This is a genomic window from Staphylococcus sp. Mo2-1 (assembly GCF_046721385.1).
Taxonomy (GTDB): domain Bacteria; phylum Bacillota; class Bacilli; order Staphylococcales; family Staphylococcaceae; genus Staphylococcus; species Staphylococcus equorum_A.
Genome location: NZ_JBEUUK010000001.1, coordinates 2521659 through 2540748, shown reverse-complemented (window position 1 = coordinate 2540748; position 19090 = coordinate 2521659). Strand labels below are relative to the sequence as shown.

General features: G+C 32.6%; 15 protein-coding genes and 4 pseudogenes. 12 read left to right on the top strand and 7 right to left on the bottom strand.

Annotated features, from left to right (window positions below; all coding sequences use genetic code 11):
- Positions 1–45: 45 nt before the first annotated feature.
- Positions 46–471: a pyridoxamine 5'-phosphate oxidase family protein gene (locus ABLV95_RS12960; protein ID WP_427705715.1), complete on the bottom strand. Its 426-nt coding sequence runs from the start codon at positions 469–471 to the stop codon at positions 46–48.
- A gap of 183 nt (positions 472–654) precedes the next feature.
- Here ABLV95_RS12960 and ABLV95_RS12955 point away from each other — a divergent pair.
- The 6 genes and pseudogenes from ABLV95_RS12955 (at position 655) to ABLV95_RS12930 (ending at position 4795) form a co-directional block, all read left to right on the top strand.
- Positions 655–2029, top strand: a pseudogene (locus ABLV95_RS12955) (cryptochrome/photolyase family protein).
- 30 nt (positions 2030–2059) lie between these two features.
- Complete coding sequence (locus ABLV95_RS12950) at positions 2060–2398, top strand: antibiotic biosynthesis monooxygenase family protein (protein ID WP_460875936.1); 339 nt, start codon at positions 2060–2062, stop codon at positions 2396–2398.
- Positions 2399–2811: 413 nt separating this feature from the next.
- On the top strand, positions 2812–3159 hold the full coding sequence (locus ABLV95_RS12945; protein ID WP_427705717.1) for a hypothetical protein: 348 nt from the start codon (positions 2812–2814) through the stop codon (positions 3157–3159).
- Positions 3160–3172: 13 nt separating this feature from the next.
- Positions 3173–3442, top strand: coding sequence for a hypothetical protein (locus ABLV95_RS12940; RefSeq protein WP_460872219.1), 270 nt, complete (start codon positions 3173–3175; stop codon positions 3440–3442).
- A 56-nt stretch (positions 3443–3498) separates the two neighbouring features.
- Positions 3499–3951 (top strand): hypothetical protein, encoded by a 453-nt coding sequence (locus tag ABLV95_RS12935; protein WP_460872218.1) that lies wholly within the window; start codon positions 3499–3501, stop codon positions 3949–3951.
- A gap of 241 nt (positions 3952–4192) precedes the next feature.
- Positions 4193–4795, top strand: coding sequence for a hypothetical protein (locus tag ABLV95_RS12930; RefSeq protein ID WP_460872217.1), 603 nt, complete (start codon positions 4193–4195; stop codon positions 4793–4795).
- Between the two features lie 284 nt (positions 4796–5079).
- Here the strand turns inward: ABLV95_RS12930 and ABLV95_RS12925 are convergent, their stop codons facing one another.
- The 3 genes and pseudogenes from ABLV95_RS12925 to ABLV95_RS12915 all read right to left on the bottom strand — a co-directional run bounded on the left by ABLV95_RS12925 (position 5080) and on the right by ABLV95_RS12915 (position 7690).
- Positions 5080–5556 (bottom strand): nucleoside deaminase, encoded by a 477-nt coding sequence (locus ABLV95_RS12925; RefSeq protein WP_427705723.1) that lies wholly within the window; start codon positions 5554–5556, stop codon positions 5080–5082.
- A gap of 49 nt (positions 5557–5605) precedes the next feature.
- Positions 5606–6648 (bottom strand): annotated as a pseudogene (locus tag ABLV95_RS12920) (NAD(P)-dependent alcohol dehydrogenase).
- A 306-nt stretch (positions 6649–6954) separates the two neighbouring features.
- Positions 6955–7690: pseudogene (locus ABLV95_RS12915) on the bottom strand (NAD-dependent protein deacylase).
- A gap of 278 nt (positions 7691–7968) precedes the next feature.
- Here ABLV95_RS12915 and dcuS point away from each other — a divergent pair.
- From dcuS to ABLV95_RS12890, 5 genes and pseudogenes are all read left to right on the top strand, one after another.
- Positions 7969–9570 carry a DcuS/MalK family sensor histidine kinase gene (gene dcuS / locus ABLV95_RS12910; protein ID WP_460872216.1) on the top strand — a complete coding sequence of 534 codons (1602 nt, stop codon included), beginning with the start codon at positions 7969–7971 and terminating at the stop codon, positions 9568–9570.
- Positions 9571–9747, top strand: a complete 177-nt coding sequence (locus tag ABLV95_RS12905) for a response regulator (RefSeq protein WP_460875934.1) — start codon at positions 9571–9573, stop codon at positions 9745–9747.
- Positions 9740–10288, top strand: coding sequence for a response regulator (locus ABLV95_RS12900; protein ID WP_460875932.1), 549 nt, complete (start codon positions 9740–9742; stop codon positions 10286–10288). The genes ABLV95_RS12905 and ABLV95_RS12900 overlap by 8 nt, the downstream gene beginning before the upstream one ends.
- A gap of 140 nt (positions 10289–10428) precedes the next feature.
- Positions 10429–11782 (top strand): annotated as a pseudogene (locus tag ABLV95_RS12895) (2-hydroxycarboxylate transporter family protein).
- A gap of 29 nt (positions 11783–11811) precedes the next feature.
- Positions 11812–12993: an NAD(P)-dependent malic enzyme gene (locus ABLV95_RS12890; RefSeq protein ID WP_427705733.1), complete on the top strand. Its 1182-nt coding sequence runs from the start codon at positions 11812–11814 to the stop codon at positions 12991–12993.
- A gap of 138 nt (positions 12994–13131) precedes the next feature.
- Here the strand turns inward: ABLV95_RS12890 and ABLV95_RS12885 are convergent, their stop codons facing one another.
- Positions 13132–13983 (bottom strand): hypothetical protein, encoded by an 852-nt coding sequence (locus ABLV95_RS12885; protein WP_460875930.1) that lies wholly within the window; start codon positions 13981–13983, stop codon positions 13132–13134.
- Positions 13984–14165: 182 nt separating this feature from the next.
- Between ABLV95_RS12885 and ABLV95_RS12880 the strand changes: the two genes are divergently transcribed.
- The gene (locus ABLV95_RS12880) at positions 14166–15368 is read left to right on the top strand and encodes a GTP-binding protein (protein ID WP_460875928.1); all 1203 of its coding nucleotides are present in this window, start codon (positions 14166–14168) and stop codon (positions 15366–15368) included.
- 74 nt (positions 15369–15442) lie between these two features.
- Here ABLV95_RS12880 and ABLV95_RS12875 read toward each other — a convergent pair whose 3' ends face one another.
- On the bottom strand, positions 15443–17533 hold the full coding sequence (locus ABLV95_RS12875; RefSeq protein ID WP_460875926.1) for a choice-of-anchor I family protein: 2091 nt from the start codon (positions 17531–17533) through the stop codon (positions 15443–15445).
- Positions 17520–18713, bottom strand: coding sequence for a YSIRK-type signal peptide-containing protein (locus tag ABLV95_RS12870; protein WP_460875924.1), 1194 nt, complete (start codon positions 18711–18713; stop codon positions 17520–17522). Before ABLV95_RS12870 ends, ABLV95_RS12875 begins: the two co-directional genes overlap by 14 nt.
- Positions 18714–19090 lie beyond the last annotated feature (377 nt).

The following is a 19090-nucleotide window of genomic DNA, read 5'->3' as shown; positions in this document are numbered from 1 at the left end:
GCTTAAAATTACTTTTTGATAAAGTGATTTTAAGCGCCTTTTTAACTAATCGAACGTAATGGTTTGTGGTGTGTCTATTTTTTTATCGTTCATAATTTTTATGGATTTTGGTATTACTTTAATTACACACAAGTTTGGATCATCCTTAGAGTCAAAAAAGGACTTATCTTGTTTGTTCCAAATCCAATCAATAGTCTCTTGATCTTTCAGTATTTCAACATTAGCATCAATTTCTAGAAAACTACGATTATTCGTTTCATCGTAACCTATAAGTACATGAGCTTTGGGATTATCTTTAAATTCAGCAATTTTTTTAGACTCAATGCTTGTCTTAGTATAAAGTGTGTGTCCATCATTATAAAATACCATGTATCTACTATTAGGTGTATTGTTATGTGCAGTAGATAGGACACCTATTTTTGATGTATTTAATATATTTTCAATTTCATTTTGTAATTGTTCGTTATTCATAATTTAATCACCTCTGATAATAATATACCCTGAAGTTGCCTATAATATGTAAGGTATTAAAATTTATTTTATTTTTTAGTGAATTATACAAAAGTTAAAACGGGTATATGATTGAAAACACAATCTTAAGTTAAAGGACAATTATAAAGTGAATTTGTATGAAACAAGCTGGGAGGCAATAAAATGCATTTAGGAGTCATACTTAACAGAGTTTTTAGAACGAAAGATAATCCACTTTTTCAATATATAGTGAAGCATCAAAATGAGATAAATAAATTGTATTTTATCTTACCTTTAGAAGATTTAACTGACGCATCAGAAGTAAAACGTGACTATTACCATAAAGTTGTAAAAGGATTTGTAAATGCTTTAGATAAGCATGATATACAACCTTATATTGTCACATATGAAAAGCTAGGTGAATTAGCAGAAACATTGGCGTTATCTCACGTATTAGTAGCAAAAGATATTATGAGTTATCACAAAGAAATATATGACTATCCTCATGTAAAAAAGGCTTTTGAAAATCACCAAGTTACAGTAATTGGACAGCGCGTGAATCATTATTTTGAGCCAACAAAGACTTTTAATAAACAGCAACAGCCTTATAAAGTATTTACTAGTTTTTATAAAGCAAATCGTCAGGACTTAGTACACACCCCTAAAAAAAGTTATCAATTTAAGCAGTTGTCTCAAATTGCGGAAAAGGGTTCAAATCAAAGTGACTTAAAATTTGAAAATAATAAAGATATAGAAAAGTTAGCGCGTAAAGCTTGGGATGATTTTTTAAATGGTGACATAGCTCATTATGATAAATTGACTGACGATGTGTCTCAGGATTTTGTAAGTGGATTAGGTAAAAATTTAGCATATGGACTACTCGATATTCGTGAAATTATAAATGATTTACTTGAAGATTATGAGAGCGATGAAAAAAATTATGAAGCTTTTATAAGAGAGGTTCTATTCCGTGAATTTTATTATGTGTTAATGACACAGTATCCAGAAACGGCAACTAAATCTTTTTCTGAAAAATATCGAAACATGCAATGGTCGTATAATAAAACACATTTTGAAGTATGGAAAAAAGGTCAAACTGGTTACCCAATCGTTGATGCTTGCAATGAAGAAGCTGAATCGTACAGGATATATGCATAATCGCTTACGAATGGTCGTATCACAATTTTTAACGAAAAATTTATTTATTGATTGGACTTGGGGGGAGGAGTACTTTAGACAGTATTTGATAGATTATGATAATGCATCTAATGTACATGGATGGCAGTGGTCAGCATCAACTGGAACAGATGCAGTGCCTTATTTCAGAATGTTTAATCCTATACGTCAAAGTGAGCGTTTTGATGCGCAAGGGTATTTTATTAAAACACAGCTAGAAATATTTAATGATGTGAGCAGTAAATACATTCATGATCCAACTAAATATAAAGACAAGTTACAAGAAATTTATCATATTGAAATTGGAAAAGATTATCCACAGACTATCGTGAATCATAAAAATAGTAGAGATTATGTTATGGATAAATTTAAGCAATTTTGACATATCATCCAATAAAAAGGAGTGATTCATTTGTTGAAAAATGAAATACATCGTATTTATTTAGACAAAAATAATAATGAGGTAACTATTAATAGATTTAATGTGACATATCACTATACTATATTAGAACAAATTAATGATTTGCCACAATATGGTTATGCAGTTTTAAACCATTTATATGCTAATCCTGGTTTAGAGGCAGACTTCGAGCGTGTGTTCTTAAATAGAGATAAACATCTAGAGAATACTGAAGGGTTTGAAAATCTATTATTTCTAAAGCCACATAGTACACATGAACATCATGTTATCATTACGTTTTGGCAAGACGAAGCAGACTTACAAACATTGGCAAGAGTCTCAGGAATATAAAGCATCCCATAAAAATAGAGGAACCAAGCAAGGTGCTGATAAATCTATTGTAAACAGAAACCTATCATTTAATATTAGTTTAGAATTTAAATAACATAATTTTTGAATTAAATGATATTTCTGCAAACATATAGGCGAGTTATTTAAATACTAACTTGCCTATTTTTTAAGCGATATAAAAATTTTAGCAAAATCACTGATAAGGGGAAGCGTATCATAAGTGATGCAGTTTATTAAGTCGGACCATTATATTTAGTTGAGGTTTTTATCATAAAAGGTTTAATTAATATTACATTCTCTGTGTATTTATATTACAAAGTCTATTATCATAATGATATATATTAAAATTCGATGTATGGAGAGATAACATAAGTACAAACATATTAGATGAAATCAATAAGATACTAAATGGAATGGAAGATTTACAAAATAAATACGAGGAAGTTTATTTAATACGTAATGAACGTAAAATTAAGTATAGAGAAATAGATGGTGTAAGAGGCTTTATGCCAGACTTTTTATTGTACTTAAAAGACAATGAAAATACTTACCAAGTGTTTTTAGAACCTAAAGGTAAACATTTATTATCAAATGATAAATTGAAAGAGCAATTTATGTTATCAATCAATGAAAGAAATGATATTGGAGTACTTGCTGAAAATGAAGATGTTAGATTAGTAGGATTATGTTTCTATTCAGATGATTCGGCGAAAAGAAAAGAATTCAAAAATCATTTTAATGACAAGTTATTAAAATTATAAAAGGGTGAAATTTATGGTCAATAAACCAAAAATCTTTGAAGAATTTTTTTATAATGTAGATAATGAAACAGTTGATATTGAAGAATTAAATACATATATTGAAAAAAATAATAGGAATATAAATAAATATAGAGGGAAGATGTTCTGCCCAGAATGTAAAGTTGCTAAATTGACTTATGTTAGTAAAACAACTACTAGGCGAGCACATTTAAAAAAATTCCATCAGCAAATCATTATGAAAATTGTACTTATAATTATGAATACGCAAATCAAAAATTACTAATAAAATATATTGAAAGCTTAAACTATAATCAAGTTCAAGATAAATTAAATGCTATTATGAATATGTTGTTTAATAATAAAGATAATGAAAATATTGAAAACAATGCTTATATTAAAAAGAATAATAAATTTTTTAATCCTAATTTAATCTCGGATATAACAAAAAAACAAAGAGATTTAAAAGCAATTAGAAGAAAGAAACTACAAGGATGGATTGATAAATCATATGAAGCAGATTTATATTTATTCTATGGTGAAGCAAAATTATCAGTTGAAGAAAAAATCAGCAAAAATAACAAAAACTACAAATTCTACATTTTAACGATTTTTACAAAAGACAAAGTTGGAGAATGGAAGTTTCGTGCAACCGTATATAGACATAATATAAAAGATAAAGTAAACGAAGATAGTATATATCAAATAGCATTAATAGGAAGATTAAACTTAGATTTCAAATATCCAGGGATTAACTTGTTAAATAAAAATGCCATAAAGTATGAATTGATTTAGCTATAATGTGGAATATATTATAGGCTAGTTAATATATAATATAATTCAAAATCACCTATATTTCATAGATAACACTTTTGAATAGTTCTATATATTCCATTCAAAGTAGACGCAAGATTGCGGAACTTTGAATGGATGTTTTTGAATACTTACTTCAATGAGGTGAGAAAAGGATAAGTATATAAAAAAACTGAGTAAGATAGAACAAAATAATAATTAAAAATATAGGGAGAAAAATATGGTGAACCAATATACAATTGATTTTCATGAGAAATATCAAAAATGCTTAAAAGATATAAATTTTCAAAATTACGTTTGTCATAAAAATAATTCAATAGAAGTACTTAATAATATTATTTCAAAAAATTCACATTTAAAAAAACCAAACAGTATATTTCTTCACTTAAAGAACTTAATTATAGAAGAGAAAGTATACTTGATTATTAATGAAAATAAAAATGTTTTTGAGTTTTTAGTAATAGATAGGAATTTTAATTCTGTTAGTCTTTTTATAGTAGTCGGAACCGGTACAGAAGAGGTTAGTAATACTTTGATAGGAAAATATGAATATTTTATTGAAATAGATCAATTACACTCCTATAAAAAAGGATATGGCAAATTATTATTAGAGTATTTAAAAGGGATTGCGGATAATTGTCAAATCCCTCTGGCTCTGTATGATGGTATAGAATATATAGAAGGATATTACGAAAAACTAGGTTTTATTCCAACAAAGCGTCTGAGTGAAATTAATGAAGTTTATAAGGTTTATTATCCCAGTAAATTGAAGTGGTGGAAGAATTTTTTAATAAATAAACTAGTACTTATACAGTTAGATAAGTAATTTGAGAATTAATTGATCAAATAAATAAATGGTATCCCATGAAAAAATCTCATCACCAGTCGATAAACAGAAACTTATCCTAGGTGGTTTGAATTATTAAAAAAGTAAAATCTAATGGATTAGCATCAAAAGTAGTTAAGTAAAGTTTCATCTTTCTAAATCGAGTAATAGCAACAGCGACTAATTGAGACATAAAAAAACTCCTCAATATTCATCAAATATTGAGGAGAACTATTTTCATCCAATTTAAGACGCTTTTTTAAAATTTTTAGCGAGAAATTTAATTATCTATTGTGTAACTTTAAATGTAAAGTGTGTACTTTTTCTGCCAATGCTTGAACTGGACCATCGACATCAGCATTTTCAATAACGTGATGGATAGGTAAACTTTTTACTGGTGATTGTGGTGCGCCTATCTCACTTAGCCACGTATTTAATTGTTCAGTAGAACTGGCATAAACGATTCTTCCAAGACCTACCCAACCATGTGCGGCGGCACACATCGGGCAGTGTTCACCAGAAGTATAAACAGTTGCTGACTTGCGCTCTTCTGGTGTTAAATGATTAGCAGCCCATTTCGCTATTTCAAACTCAGGGTGTCTAGTGTGGTCACCACCACTAACATGGTTGTGATCTTCAAATAAAACGTTGCCATTAGAGCTCACTAATATAGATCCAAATGGTTCGTCTCCTTTATTCAGTGCCTGTTCTGCTAATTCGACACATCGTTCTAAATAAGTAATATCAGATTGACTAACCATCTAATAGCCTCCTTAGTAATTACAAATGAATATTATTCATTCAAAAATATTACATAGTACTTGTATCAATTACAAAACGATATTTAACATCTGAAGCTAAGACTCTCTTATAAGCATCATCAATTTGATCAGCTGAAATTAATTCGATTTGAGGTTCAATGTTGTGTTTTGAACAGAAATCTAACATTTCTTGAGTCTCTTTTATACCACCAATAGCTGAACCAACAAATGATCTACGATGACCAATTAAATTTGCTACATGTAATGATATAGGCTCTGCGGGTGCCCCAACATTAACGATTGTGCCATCTAGTGTTAATAATCTAAGGTAATCATCTAATTTCAGATTAGCACTCACTGTATTAATAATTAAATCAAATGAGCTTGCAAGTGTTTCAAACGTTGCTTCATCACTTGTTGCATAATAATGTGAAGCACCTAATTTCAAACCGTCTTCTTCTTTGTTTAATGTTCTTGATAATACAGTTACTTCAGCACCCATAGCATGTGCAATTTGAACAGCCATGTGTCCAAGTCCGCCCATACCTATAACTGCTACCTTTTTATCTTCATTTGCATTCCAATGATTTAAAGGTGAATAAGTCGTAATGCCAAGCACAAAGTAAAGGTGCGAGCAGCATCTAAACCAATATTATCAGGAATACGTAATACAAAATCTTCATGTACTACGATATGTGTTGAGTATCCACCTTGAGTTGGTTCACCATATCTGTCTGTACCTGCATATGTACCGACGTTTCCTTTTAGACAGTATTGTTCTTCGCCATTTTGACAATGAACACATTCTCCACAAGAGTCTACCATGCAACCTACACCGACACGGTCATCTATTTGATATTTACTGACTTCAGAACCGACTTCTTTAACAATTCCTGCGATTTCATGACCTGGCACTAATGGATAATTAACAGGTCCCCATTCTCCATGTGCAGTATGAATATCAGAATGGCATATGCCCGCATATTTAATTTCTATCAAAACATCGTTTGTATCAAGATCACGTCTTTTAATTTCCGTAGCATAAAAATCAGAATCTGGACTATTTACAGCTCTAGCTTTAACATTTAACATATATTAATTCCTCCATTATTCGTACTTCAGAATATTTTTATTGATATTCTTCATTGTTCATAATAGACCTTAAAGTATACTTTAGGTCAATGAATATGACTTCCCATGTAATTAGGACTGAACAAAAACAATATCTGGAGTAAATAATATGTGCATTCATTTATAAAACAGTGAAACCATCGATAAGGTTGTTTCCAGTATTTTAAAACTATTTAATATTGATTCAAAAATTACCAAATAAAAAAAGAGCGCGTCTTATAAAACGCGTTCTCCTTTTTTATAAATGCTTTAACTTCACTACATAACTCACTCTACATATTCTAGTTCATTAACCACTTTGACCATGTCGTCGTGAATGACTAAAGTTGCGTGGTTATCATAAGGTGTAGGGTCATTATTAATGATAATTAGATTTTGTCCTTTAAAGTTCGAAATAAGCCCTGCTGCTTGGTTGGACTACGAGTGACGAACCTAGGACGACTAAAGTATCAGCTTTATTTATTTTATCCAGTGCATTATATATCGTATTTTGATTTAATAATTCCCCATAAAGTACAATATCAGGTCTAATGGGGCTACCGCACACTTCACAATCACGTAAATGTTGTTCCATAATATAATTTTTGAAATATGCCTTATGGCAATCAATACAATAGAATTGATTTAACGTACCATGCAGTTCGTCAACGTTAAGACTCCCCGCATCAGAATGCAGACCGTCGATATTTTGAGTAATGACACCTAATGAACGTTTGTCTTGTTCTAGTTGAGCAATCCATTGATGAACAAGGTTCGGTTGCTTATCAGCTATAAGTAAACGTTTATGATAAAAATCTACAAAGCCTACTGGGTCATCTTGAAGATAATCCGTACTTAATAAATATTCAGGTGCGTAGCCATCTTTTGAAATTTCATCAAATAGCCCGCCCATAGAACGAAAATCTGGGACACCGCTTGCGACAGATACACCTGCCCCTGTAAAAAACGTGATTTTATTAGAATTATTAATGATGTTCTTGAATTGTTCAATCCTGTCATTCATGCATTTCACTCCATTAAAATTTTAAAAATCATACTCCTAACCTTTAAATTAATTTTAAGTTGTAAAAAGTAATTTAGCAAACAAAACATATACTTAAGCACTAACATGCGACCGTATATTATCTCTTGTTTAAGGGTATATTTACGGTCTTTTTTCAAATTGTATTATTATTCTATTAAATTTCACATTTAAAACTTATACTAATTAATTCTAAAAAGTATGATATATTTCTAATAATTATATGTATAAATTTTAATAACTAAAGGCGGTTTGGGGCTTTGAAGAAACAGAGACTAAAGTTAAGCACACTGATCATTATTGTAGTATGTATTGTAGTGTTATTTTCATTACTTATTACGAGTGTATTGATTAGTAAGACCATTAAAGATACGATACATAAAACAACTGAAGAGAAGGCCGAAGTAATTGGTAAGACCGTTGCTCAGTCTGAGATTGTTCAATCTACTTTGAAAAAAGGTGACAATGATAACAGTATACAAACGTATGTGTCTGAAATACAACAATCAACGGATGTGAGTTTTATTGTTGTGATGGATATGAACGGGATACGAAAATCGCACCCTAATGAAAAACGCATTGGTAAGCATTTTAAAGGTGGCGATGAAACAAATGCGCCGCACGGTAAAGAGAGTGCTTCGATTTCTAAAGGGACGCTCGGTGAATCATTAAGGTCATTTACCCCTGTTTATGCTGATGGTAAGCAAGTTGGAGTAGTTGCCGTTGGTGTACCGATGAAAAGTGTTTCTGAAGCACTTGCAGATGGGAATAAGCAAATTATCATTGGGTCAATTGTTGGACTTATTGTCGGTGCCATTGGTGCATATTTACTGTCTAGATATATTAAGAAAATTTTACTTGGTTTAGAACCATCGAATATCGCTAAGATACTTGGAGAAAGGAACACGATGTTGCAATCTGTTCATGAGGGTATCGTTGCTGTTGATAAAGAAGGTAAGATTAATTTAGTGAATAAATCAGCGATGGATATATTTAATAAGGCAAATTTAAAAGGCAATCCAATTGGCATGAAGATTGATGATTATATGGAGTCTACACAACTACCAAAAGTACTCGAGTTAGGTAAACCAGAATTGGACAAGGAACAAAATATTAATGGAGTGAAGATCTTGGTTAATAGAGTGCCACTGGTTGTAAATAATGAAATTGTTGGTGCAATTTCAACATTTAGAGACAAGACAGAGGTGAACAAACTTTCGGAACAGTTAGTAGGTGTGAAGACATATGCTGATACATTACGTGCGCAGTCACACGAGTTTAGTAACAGGTTGCACGTGATTTCTGGCCTGCTACAAATGGAACATTATGAGGATTTAAAACAGTATATACATGAGATTGTTGAACTAGGCAGCCAAGAGAATGGTAGTATTACGTCGAAGATTAAAGATCCTGTGTTAGCTGGATTCTTAATTGGCAAATTAAGTTTGGCGAGAGAACAGAATATTAAATTGTCTATTATCAGCCATACAATGATTCCAGAACCGAAGCATTCATATATTACTCATGAAATGATTACGATTATAGGTAATTTAATAGATAATAGTATAGATTCTTTAAGCGCATCTGCTGTTAGCGAGAAAACAATTGACGTACATTTGAAATATATAAATAACGCATTAATCATAGATATTGTAGATTCAGGCTTAGGTCTAAAAGGTGATTTAGCCCATCAAATTTTTGAAAAGGGCTACTCTTCTAAAGGGGAGCACAGAGGCTATGGGCTGCATCTTGTTCAACAAAGCGTAGAGAAACTTAACGGGGAAATAAATGTAGCTTCTAATGTAGAAGGCAATGTGACATTTTCAGTCGTTATAAATTATTCAAAAAAGGAGGGACTATAAATGTTAAATATCTTAATTGTTGAAGATGATCCAATGGTTGCACAAATAAATCAACAATTTATTAAAAAAATAGATGACCAAACCTCAGTTGATATTGCCTCAAATGTTAAAGAAGCTATAAAACATATAGAAAATAAAGAAATTGATTTACTATTGCTCGGATATATACATGCCTGAGGAAAATGGACTCACATTTCTTAAATATATAAGAGAGCAAGGTTATAAAATAGACGCAATTCTCATCACAGCGACTACGGATGTCGAGGATATTCAAACTGCATTTCGTTACGGCGCTGTAGATTATTTAATTAAGCCCTTCGACTTTGAGCGTTTTCAACAATCATTGTTGAGATATAAAAAAGGACTCACATTCTTTAATAAAACGAGTAGTATTAATCAAACTGATATTGATGCTGAGTTTCTTAACAAGGAAATTGTTGACCGTGATTCAGAGTTGAAATTACCAAAAGGTGTGACGGAAGCAACGTTACAAGTGATTATTGATAAAATGAAATACTTTGAAGAAAATGAATTCTCTACAGATGACATCTCAAAGCACGTCAATATTTCGAGAGTTTCTGTAAGAAAATATTTAAAGTTTTTAACGGATATAGAGGTTTTAGAAGAATCTTTAAATTATGGTATAGGGCGGCCCATTAATTTCTATAAGGTTAAAAAGGATAATCTTCAGTATTTAAAGGGTTATATAGAATTATAGTGAAGTGTTACCGAATCAAAAGGATTAAATTCCTTTTGATTCGGTTTTTTTAATTACAAAAAGATAATTAAAATTTCATAAGCTATAAATTTATATCGTCTATGAATAGAATAGATTTATACGTAACAAGGGGGTTAATAATGAATACGAAAGCAAATTTGAAAGCGCTTACTAATGAAGGGGTGCCAATAGAGCGCAGCTTTAAAAGTTTAGGGAAAAGGCTGATTCATATTAAAGTGGGCGTGTTACCATTACCACTTTACTTAATACTAGCTGCAATTATATTAGCTGCGTCCGTATATAATACGTTACCGGCAGACATGATCGGTGGATTCGCAGTAATCATGATTTTGGGTATCTTGCTAGGCGATCTTGGTCAAAAATTGCCGGTTTTAAAAGATATCGGTGGACCTGCTATTTTAGCATTACTTGTACCATCTGTTTTAGTGTTTTTAGATGTTATTAACACATCTTCTATGGAAGCGGTAACAAGTTTGATGAAGACATCGAACTTTTTATATTTCTATATTTCTTGTTTGGTTGTTGGAAGTATTTTAGGCATGAATAGTAAAGTGTTAATTCAAGGATTTACACGTATGTTTGTGCCTTTACTAGTGGGAACTATTCTGGCAGTATCTGCTGGTTTATTAGTCGGCCTACTATTTGGCTATGATATTAAGCATACATTGTTTTATATTGTTGTACCTATTATTGGAGGAGGTATTGGTGAAGGTATTCTCCCATTATCCATTGCATACTCAGCTATATTGGGAGGCACAGCTGAATCGTTCGTTTCTCAAATGATTCCAGCAGCAGTAATTGGTAATATATTTGCGGTTGTTACTGCAGGAGTCATGATGCGTGTAGGTGAAAAACATACAAAGCTTTCAGGAAATGGAAAATTAATTAAATCTGAAAACATAGATGAAACGAGTGAGGATAAAGAAGATAAAGAAAAAGTAATTGATTTCTCACTTATGGGAGCAGGTTTACTCATTGCTTGTAGTTTCTTTATTGTTGGTACACTTGGTCAAAAATTCATAGGTATGCCGGGGCCAGTTATTATGATTCTATTTGCAACGATTATTAAATGTTTGAAAGTAATGCCACACAAAATGGAAGATGGCGCACATAATTTATATAAATTTGTATCTACAAGTTTAACTTGGCCATTAATGGTAGGTCTTGGAATGTTGTACATACCTTTAGAAGATGTCGTTAAAATTGTTACACCAAGCATATGTTGTCATATGTGCATCAGTCGTATTAACCATGATTCTTTCTGGTTATTTTGTAGGTAAATTGATGAAAATGTATCCAGTAGATGCCGCTATCGTGACGGGATGTCATAGTGGCTTAGGTGGTACAGGAGATGTAGCTATATTGTCAGCATCTAAACGTATGGCACTTATGCCATTTGCACAAGTTGCTACCAGAATAGGCGGCGTATCAACAGTCATCATGGCAACATTTTTGTTGAAAATGCTAAGTTAAATCACAATACTAAATAAGGGGTAATAAATATGTCAGTAAGAAATGAAACTACAGATTCAATCAGTTTACACCATGAACGTTCAGGAAAAATAGAAATTACGAGTAAAGTAGAGGTTAAGGATGAACAGGATTTGAGTGTCGTATACACGCCTGGTGTATCTGAAGTATGTAAGGCGATTACAGAAGATGAATCAAAAGTAAATTCGTTAACAGCGCGAGGTAATATGATTGCTGTAGTTACGGATGGTACGGCTGTACTTGGACTAGGTGATATTGGACCCAAAGCGGCTATACCAGTTATGGAAGGGAAAAGTATTTTATTTAAAAAACTGGCAAATGTAGATGCATTTCCAATTTCATTAAATACAAAAGATACTGAAGAAATTATATCTATTATAAAAGCGTTAGAACCTAATTTTTCTGGAATTAATCTAGAAGATATATCTGCACCACGTTGTTTTGAAATTGAGAAAAGATTAATTGAAGAACTTGATATTCCAGTATTTCATGATGATCAACATGGAACGGCAATAGTTGTGCTTGCGGCATTAATCAATGCACTTAAATTTGTTCGAAAAGAAAACTATTCTACAAAAATCATTATTAATGGTGCAGGCTCTGCAGGTATTGCGATTGCTAAGTTATTATTAGAAGCAGGATATAATAATATTACGCTGGTCAGTCTAGAAGGTGTCTTAAATAAATCAGAAACGTGGATGAACGGCGCTCAACAAGACATTGCAACATATACAAATCCTGAAGAATCTAGAGGCACATTGGATGATGTCATTCAAAATGCAGATGTATTTATTGGTGTATCAGGTCCCAAAGCGTTAACAAAAGATCATGTACAGTCAATGAATGATAACCCAGTTGTTTTTGCATTAGCCAATCCTACCCCAGAAATATACCCAGAAGAAGCAATAGAAGCTGGAGCTACCATCATTGGCACAGGACGTTCGGACTATCCTAATCAAATCAATAATTTATTAGCGTTTCCTGGAATATTTAGAGGCGTGTTAGATGCACAATCAAGTGATATTACTACAGAAATGAAAATAACGGCAGCTAAAGCAATTGCTAGCTCAATAAGAGAAGATCAGTTAGCAGCGGATTTCATTATTCCCAATGCGCTAGATAAAAACGTCGCTCATCAAGTCGCCGAAGCGGTTAAGCATATTGCGAAAAAAGAAGGGGAAATATTAGTTTAGAGTGAAAAAAGGAACAATAAATGAAACAGTTAATAGATTTATAATGCTACGATTTTAATAAGTAACTAAGATGCTAAATATATATTAAAAGTGCTGACAACAAAATGTAATGTTGTCAGCACTTTTAATTTTATACTTTTATTCTGGTTCTCCATCTTCATCATATTTCGTTACATTACCGTCTTGATCAACAATGTAGGAGCCAGCTAAGTTATCATCTTTATCAATAAAGGAGAAGCCCCAATCCCCATTATTACTTTGTTCAGGCTCTTTGTACGTATATTGAGAAGTGTCTAAACTATGACCCTCGTATGACTCAACCTTATCTATTACATTTTCTCGTGTTACTTCGCCAGTACTATCATCACTACTTTCGCTACTATCATTAGAATCATTAGATTCAGAAATGACAGGTGTCCAATTATCTATTTCACTTTGAGAAAAATCTTTTAGTTTTACAGTTTTAGGATTATTAAGTATGCGTGTAGATTCATTTTGCGAATAATCATCTTCGTCCCAACGTTTATCTTGGAAATGACTAGGCACATCATAAACATCTACTGTACCATCATGATTGTCTTTATAAATAACTTGTCCCGCGACAGTTGGTGTACCGTATAATGCTTGCGTGCCATTTGGGAATGTCGCGGAAGCACTCTTGTTATATGGATTTAAGACCTCATCCGAAACATCTGCATGCGTGATTTCAGTACTTGAAGGATCTACATTGCCGCCATTATCTTCAAGTACAGAAATCCATACTTTGGCATAGTGTTCAGGTGAATTTGTATTTTCATCATTGTTGTTACTGTCAGATGATGAATTATCATTTTGGTTTTCGTTTTCATCGTTGCTATTATTACTACTGTTTTGATCTTGTTTGTTTGAGTCATTAGAATCTCCACCAGATCCTGTATTAATGTTGATATCACAAGCCGATAAACCAATAGAAGCTACAATAATACCAGTAGCTATATATTTAAATTTCATAAAAATCCCCCTTATATCATAAATAAGTATGCTTAATATTTATTATACCCAATAAGTTGTCGAAAATCTTTTCCAAGATAGAGTGATTAACACGTCTTAAAAATATAATATTGACTTTACTTATAATTCACGTTACATTATAAAACGTAATTATTACGATTTATAAAAGGGGAGTTAATCTAATGAGTAAAATTCCGGTAACTGTTTTAAGTGGCTATTTAGGTTCAGGGAAGACTACGTTGCTCAATCACATTTTAAAAAATCGAGAGGGACGTAAAATAGCAGTTATTGTAAATGATATGAGTGAAGTCAATATTGATAAAGATTTAGTTGCAGAAGGTGGCGGCTTATCCAGAACTGATGAGAAACTAGTTGAATTATCGAATGGCTGTATCTGTTGTACATTGAGAGATGATTTATTAAAAGAAGTAGAACGTCTCGTACACAAAGGAAATATAGATTACATTGTTATTGAATCAACAGGTATTTCAGAACCTGTACCAGTTGCCCAAACATTTTCATACATAGATGACGAACTCGACATTGATTTAACGTCAATATGCCAATTAGACACAATGGTGACAGTAGTAGACGCGAATCGATTCACCAATGATATTAACTCGGAAGATTTATTAGTCGATCGAGACCAAGGTGCTGATGTTACGGATGAACGCACGCTTGCAGATTTACTAATCGATCAGGTCGAATTCTGTGATGTCCTAGTATTGAATAAAATAGATTTAGTTACTGACGATGAATTACAGAAACTTGAAAATGTACTGAGACAGTTACAACCTGAAGCGAAATTAATTAAAACAGTGAATGCAGAAGTAGAATTAAACGAAATTTTAAATACGGGGCGCTTTGATTTTGAAAAAGCGAGTGATTCTGCAGGATGGATTAAAGAATTAACTGAAGGTGGCCATGCGACACATACACCAGAAACTGAAGAATACGGTATAAGTTCCTTTGTTTATTCAAGAAGATTACCGTTTCACGCGGAACGTTTTAATACATGGTTAGAAAATATGTCGGATAACATCGTTCGTTCCAAAGGTATCGTGTGGCTCGCGCAATATAATGAAGTTGCTTGTTTATTATCACAAGCTGGGTCATCTTGTAACATTAGTCCAGTGACCTATTGGGTAGTCACGATGTCATCAGAACAACAAAGACAGATTTTGCATGAAAGAACAGATATTGCAGAAACGTGGGATATTGAATATGGTGACCGAAATACACAATTTGTCATTATCGGAACGGATTTAGATACTGAAAAAATTGAACGTGAACTCGATGCATGTTTATTAAATCGTCATGAAATAGAGCAAGATTGGAGCAATTTACCAGACCCTTATCAATGGGAGATAAGTAAACAGCAATAAATCAAAATAGGAAGCATTTGATTATAATGCTTCCTATTTTGGTATTTAATTATTTTGCGATAGGTGAATATTATTTATTTCTCTTTTTGTTTTCTGCCAATCAATAGTAGGCAAGCGCCTAAGATTAATGATGACCATAGTGGTACTTGGCTTTGGCTTTGACCTGTATTTGGTAATTGTTGTGTTTCAGTTGAATGACTATGCTCATTTGTCATGTTTTGCTTATCGAGATGAATGTCTTCTTTATCAAGTTTAGTGTTTGTTGTACCTGTTTTAGTAATGTTTGTATTATATTGATGATTATTTTGGTTATGTGTTTCTGTAGCTAGCTGATGTATAGGCTGTTCTGATTGTGAAACTGATTTTTGATTTTTCACCGTATTATGATATTGTGCGGCGATAGGTGTTGTAGAAAGAGCAGTTGATTTAGCTGTCGAGTTGTTATTTAACTGAGTCGAGTCATTTTGAGTATTTGATGGATTTTCTGAAATTAATGCGTCAGGGTTCTCAATAACTGCATTTTGGTCGACAAGAGGACCTTCTGAATTATGTTCAATTTCAGGATTTTCGTCATTTAAATCAATCGTATCATTATCTTCACCATCGTTGACAGGCGGGTTGTCATTTTCAGTGTTGTCTTGGTCGTTAGGTGGTACTTGTTCAGTTCCACTAATCTGATTTAACTCAAATGTAGATGTAGTGCCTGACAATTCAAAGGATACGATTAACATTGCTTTGCCTGTTGGGCTGTCTTCTTCAGAGACAAAAGTAATACCCTCAGGTGAGATATCTTTATTTTGTTCATCATAAAGGTATTGCGTGAATGCAGGAGCAGTAGGATTCGTAATATTATATATCATGATGCCTCCTACACGTTCTAAGCCGACGAATGCGTATGTTTGATTGCCGACAGTACCAACTTCTATAGACTCGACTTCAGGACCTTTATCGTCACTTCTACCATCTACTTCTAGTTCATTAAAATCTTCATAATTAGCATTAAAGCGTTCTGGTAAAATATCTTTGATACGCTGTTCAATATCATTGCCACTGTCGTAAACCATAGATAGGTCAGAACCTTTTAATATTGAAAATGAACGACCACTGAACGTTACGAGTGCATTATATTTTCCATTTTCATCTCTGAATTTGTGAGAAGTTGTCACTTTTAATCTGCCTAATTGATCATCATCAAATAGCCCGTTAGCCACAAGTGCATCTAATTCTTCTTGCGTATAACCTTCATAGTATTTAGCGTCTAATTCAATATCATCTTTAATATCTTTGACACGGATTTCCTCTGAATAACCCTCATAATCTTGTGAATCACCTTCATTGGCTATTAATAAATATGTTTCTCCATTATATTCGTATGAATCAATACCATCTGGTTGTAACATACCGAGTACTGGTACAGGGCGTAATTCTTTTTTACCGTCTTTGTCTGAAGGATCAATAGCATTTTCAGGTAAGGAATGATCTTTATAAGGTAATCCTTGGACTTGTACGAATTTACCTTTTTCAATGTCTAGCTTAGCAATAGCACTTGATTCTTGAATCGTCACGTAAGCATATTTTCCACTTTCATCGGTCACGATATACTCTGGCTCTAAATTTAGATAAGCTTGCGATTTATTAGGACCTAATGCACGAATAGATTCATTCATATGATCTTGTGTTAGTGAAGTAGTGCGAACGTGTGAGTTGTTTAATTCGGTTGGTGCACCTGATGTGTCGATAATTGACACAGAACCTTCTGGATTCACTTTGTAATCGTCAGAGGGTTCACCTTCATTGGCTACAAGTAAACGAGAACCATCTTTTGTGAAAGTTACCATGTCGGGTAGACTGCCTACCGTCAAATCATTTAAGTATTTTCCTGTATCACTATAGAAGACCACGTGACCGGGCTTTGTTTTATCTTTGGCAGGTGCAGAAAGAGCAATATAATTACCATCAGGATGAACAGCTACACTAGTTAGGTCACCTGCTTCAATGCCAACATCTTGTAGATAAATTCGATTTACGAGCTGAATTTCTTTGTTTTTAGTGTTTTTAATATCTAAAATATCTAATGCTTCTTTATCTCCATTTATTGAATAGGCATAACCATTTTTAGGGTTATATTTTACAATTTCTGTACCACCTTTATCAAAGCCAAGCACCGCTATCATAACGCCCTGTGTGATTAATGTTGAGGGATGTTGAATCTTTAGAAGCATTACGTGTATTTCTAATTGTTGGATTTTGAGCAGATGCCATTTGTAAGACTGCTTGTGGCTGTTTGTCTTGTTTTTGGGTATTATGTTGAATCGCTTTTAAAAGTGTTGTGCGTTCTGCATTGGTTAAATTTTCTAAGTCTTTAGTAGATGTGCTGTTAGATGAAATAGCATCACTATGAATATGATTATTGTTCAATGGTTCTGAAGCGGATTGCGATGCCGATGATGCGTCTTCTATTTTATGTGGTGGGTTTATATTAGTCTCTGTTTTGTTGAGCGATTTGTTTGTTGAGTCATGTTGCTTCTGTGCAGTTGAGTTTGAATTATCTGATGAAGCATTTGAATGTTTTGTGGATTTGTCTGATTCATTTGGAGTGTTCGAATTATCTGTTGTTGCATCTGATTCATTTAATGGCACCTTTGAATGCCCTGTTGATGTATTTGAATCCTTTGTTTGTTCTATAGTTTGCTTGGATTCGGCGTCATTTTGAACTTGTTCTTGTGTAGCGTCACTAGATGACGGTTTTGGTAGTTGATCAGATTTTGAATTTTCAACATTTGAATCATTTTGCTTATCTTCTTCTTTAAGAAGCTCTTGTTGTTGAGATTTTTGTGTATTCTGCTCTGTTAATTCTTCTTTATTTGAAGCATTTCTTGTTAATGATTTCCTTGAATCTTTAGTGATGTTCTCAATAGTTTGTTCTTCGTTAGCATCACTTTCAGACGGCTGTTCAGGTTTTTGTGTGTCTGAAGCATCATTTAATGCACTTTGTGTGCTCGGTGACTGATTTTCTTTCTTTATGTCATTTTCGTCGATAGTTTCTTCTTTAGGTTCTTCTGTAGTGCCTTCATTTTGATTATGTATATTTGTTGCTTGATTATTGTTCGAATTATGATTATCTGTAGATGTTGATTTAGATGATGATTCTAATGTATGATCCTGACTACTAGTTTGAACTTGAGCAGTTGTAGTTTCAGTATCATTTTTAATTTGACTATGATCAGCGGCGGAAGCTTGATTACTCATCCCAAGTAATAGACATGTCCCAATTGTAACTGAAGCAGTTCCCATCATACTTTTTCTAATAGAATAAATTGTGTTTCTTTTCATATTGTTAAACATAAAATCCCCCTAGATAGATAAATACGTACTTATTAATTATCTCACTAGTATGTTTGTGTATTATTTTTAAAAAATAAAGAATTAGTAAATATGCTTTGCCATAAAATAAATAAAACTATTAATACATAGCGCTACCTATATAAATCACGCAATTTAGAAATATATTTAATTCAATCATATTTGGGAATAGAGTAATCATACATATATATTGATGTTGCTACGCTGCTTTGCGGGTTTTATTGTCAGAGATAGTGTTACTACAAAAAATAAATATTGTACACAGTTAATCTAATGTTTTAGACTGGGTAAATATTAGAAAGAGCGTCTAAAGTATTATAATAAAAAATGAAACAAGAAGAATCACTTGAGGAGGTACG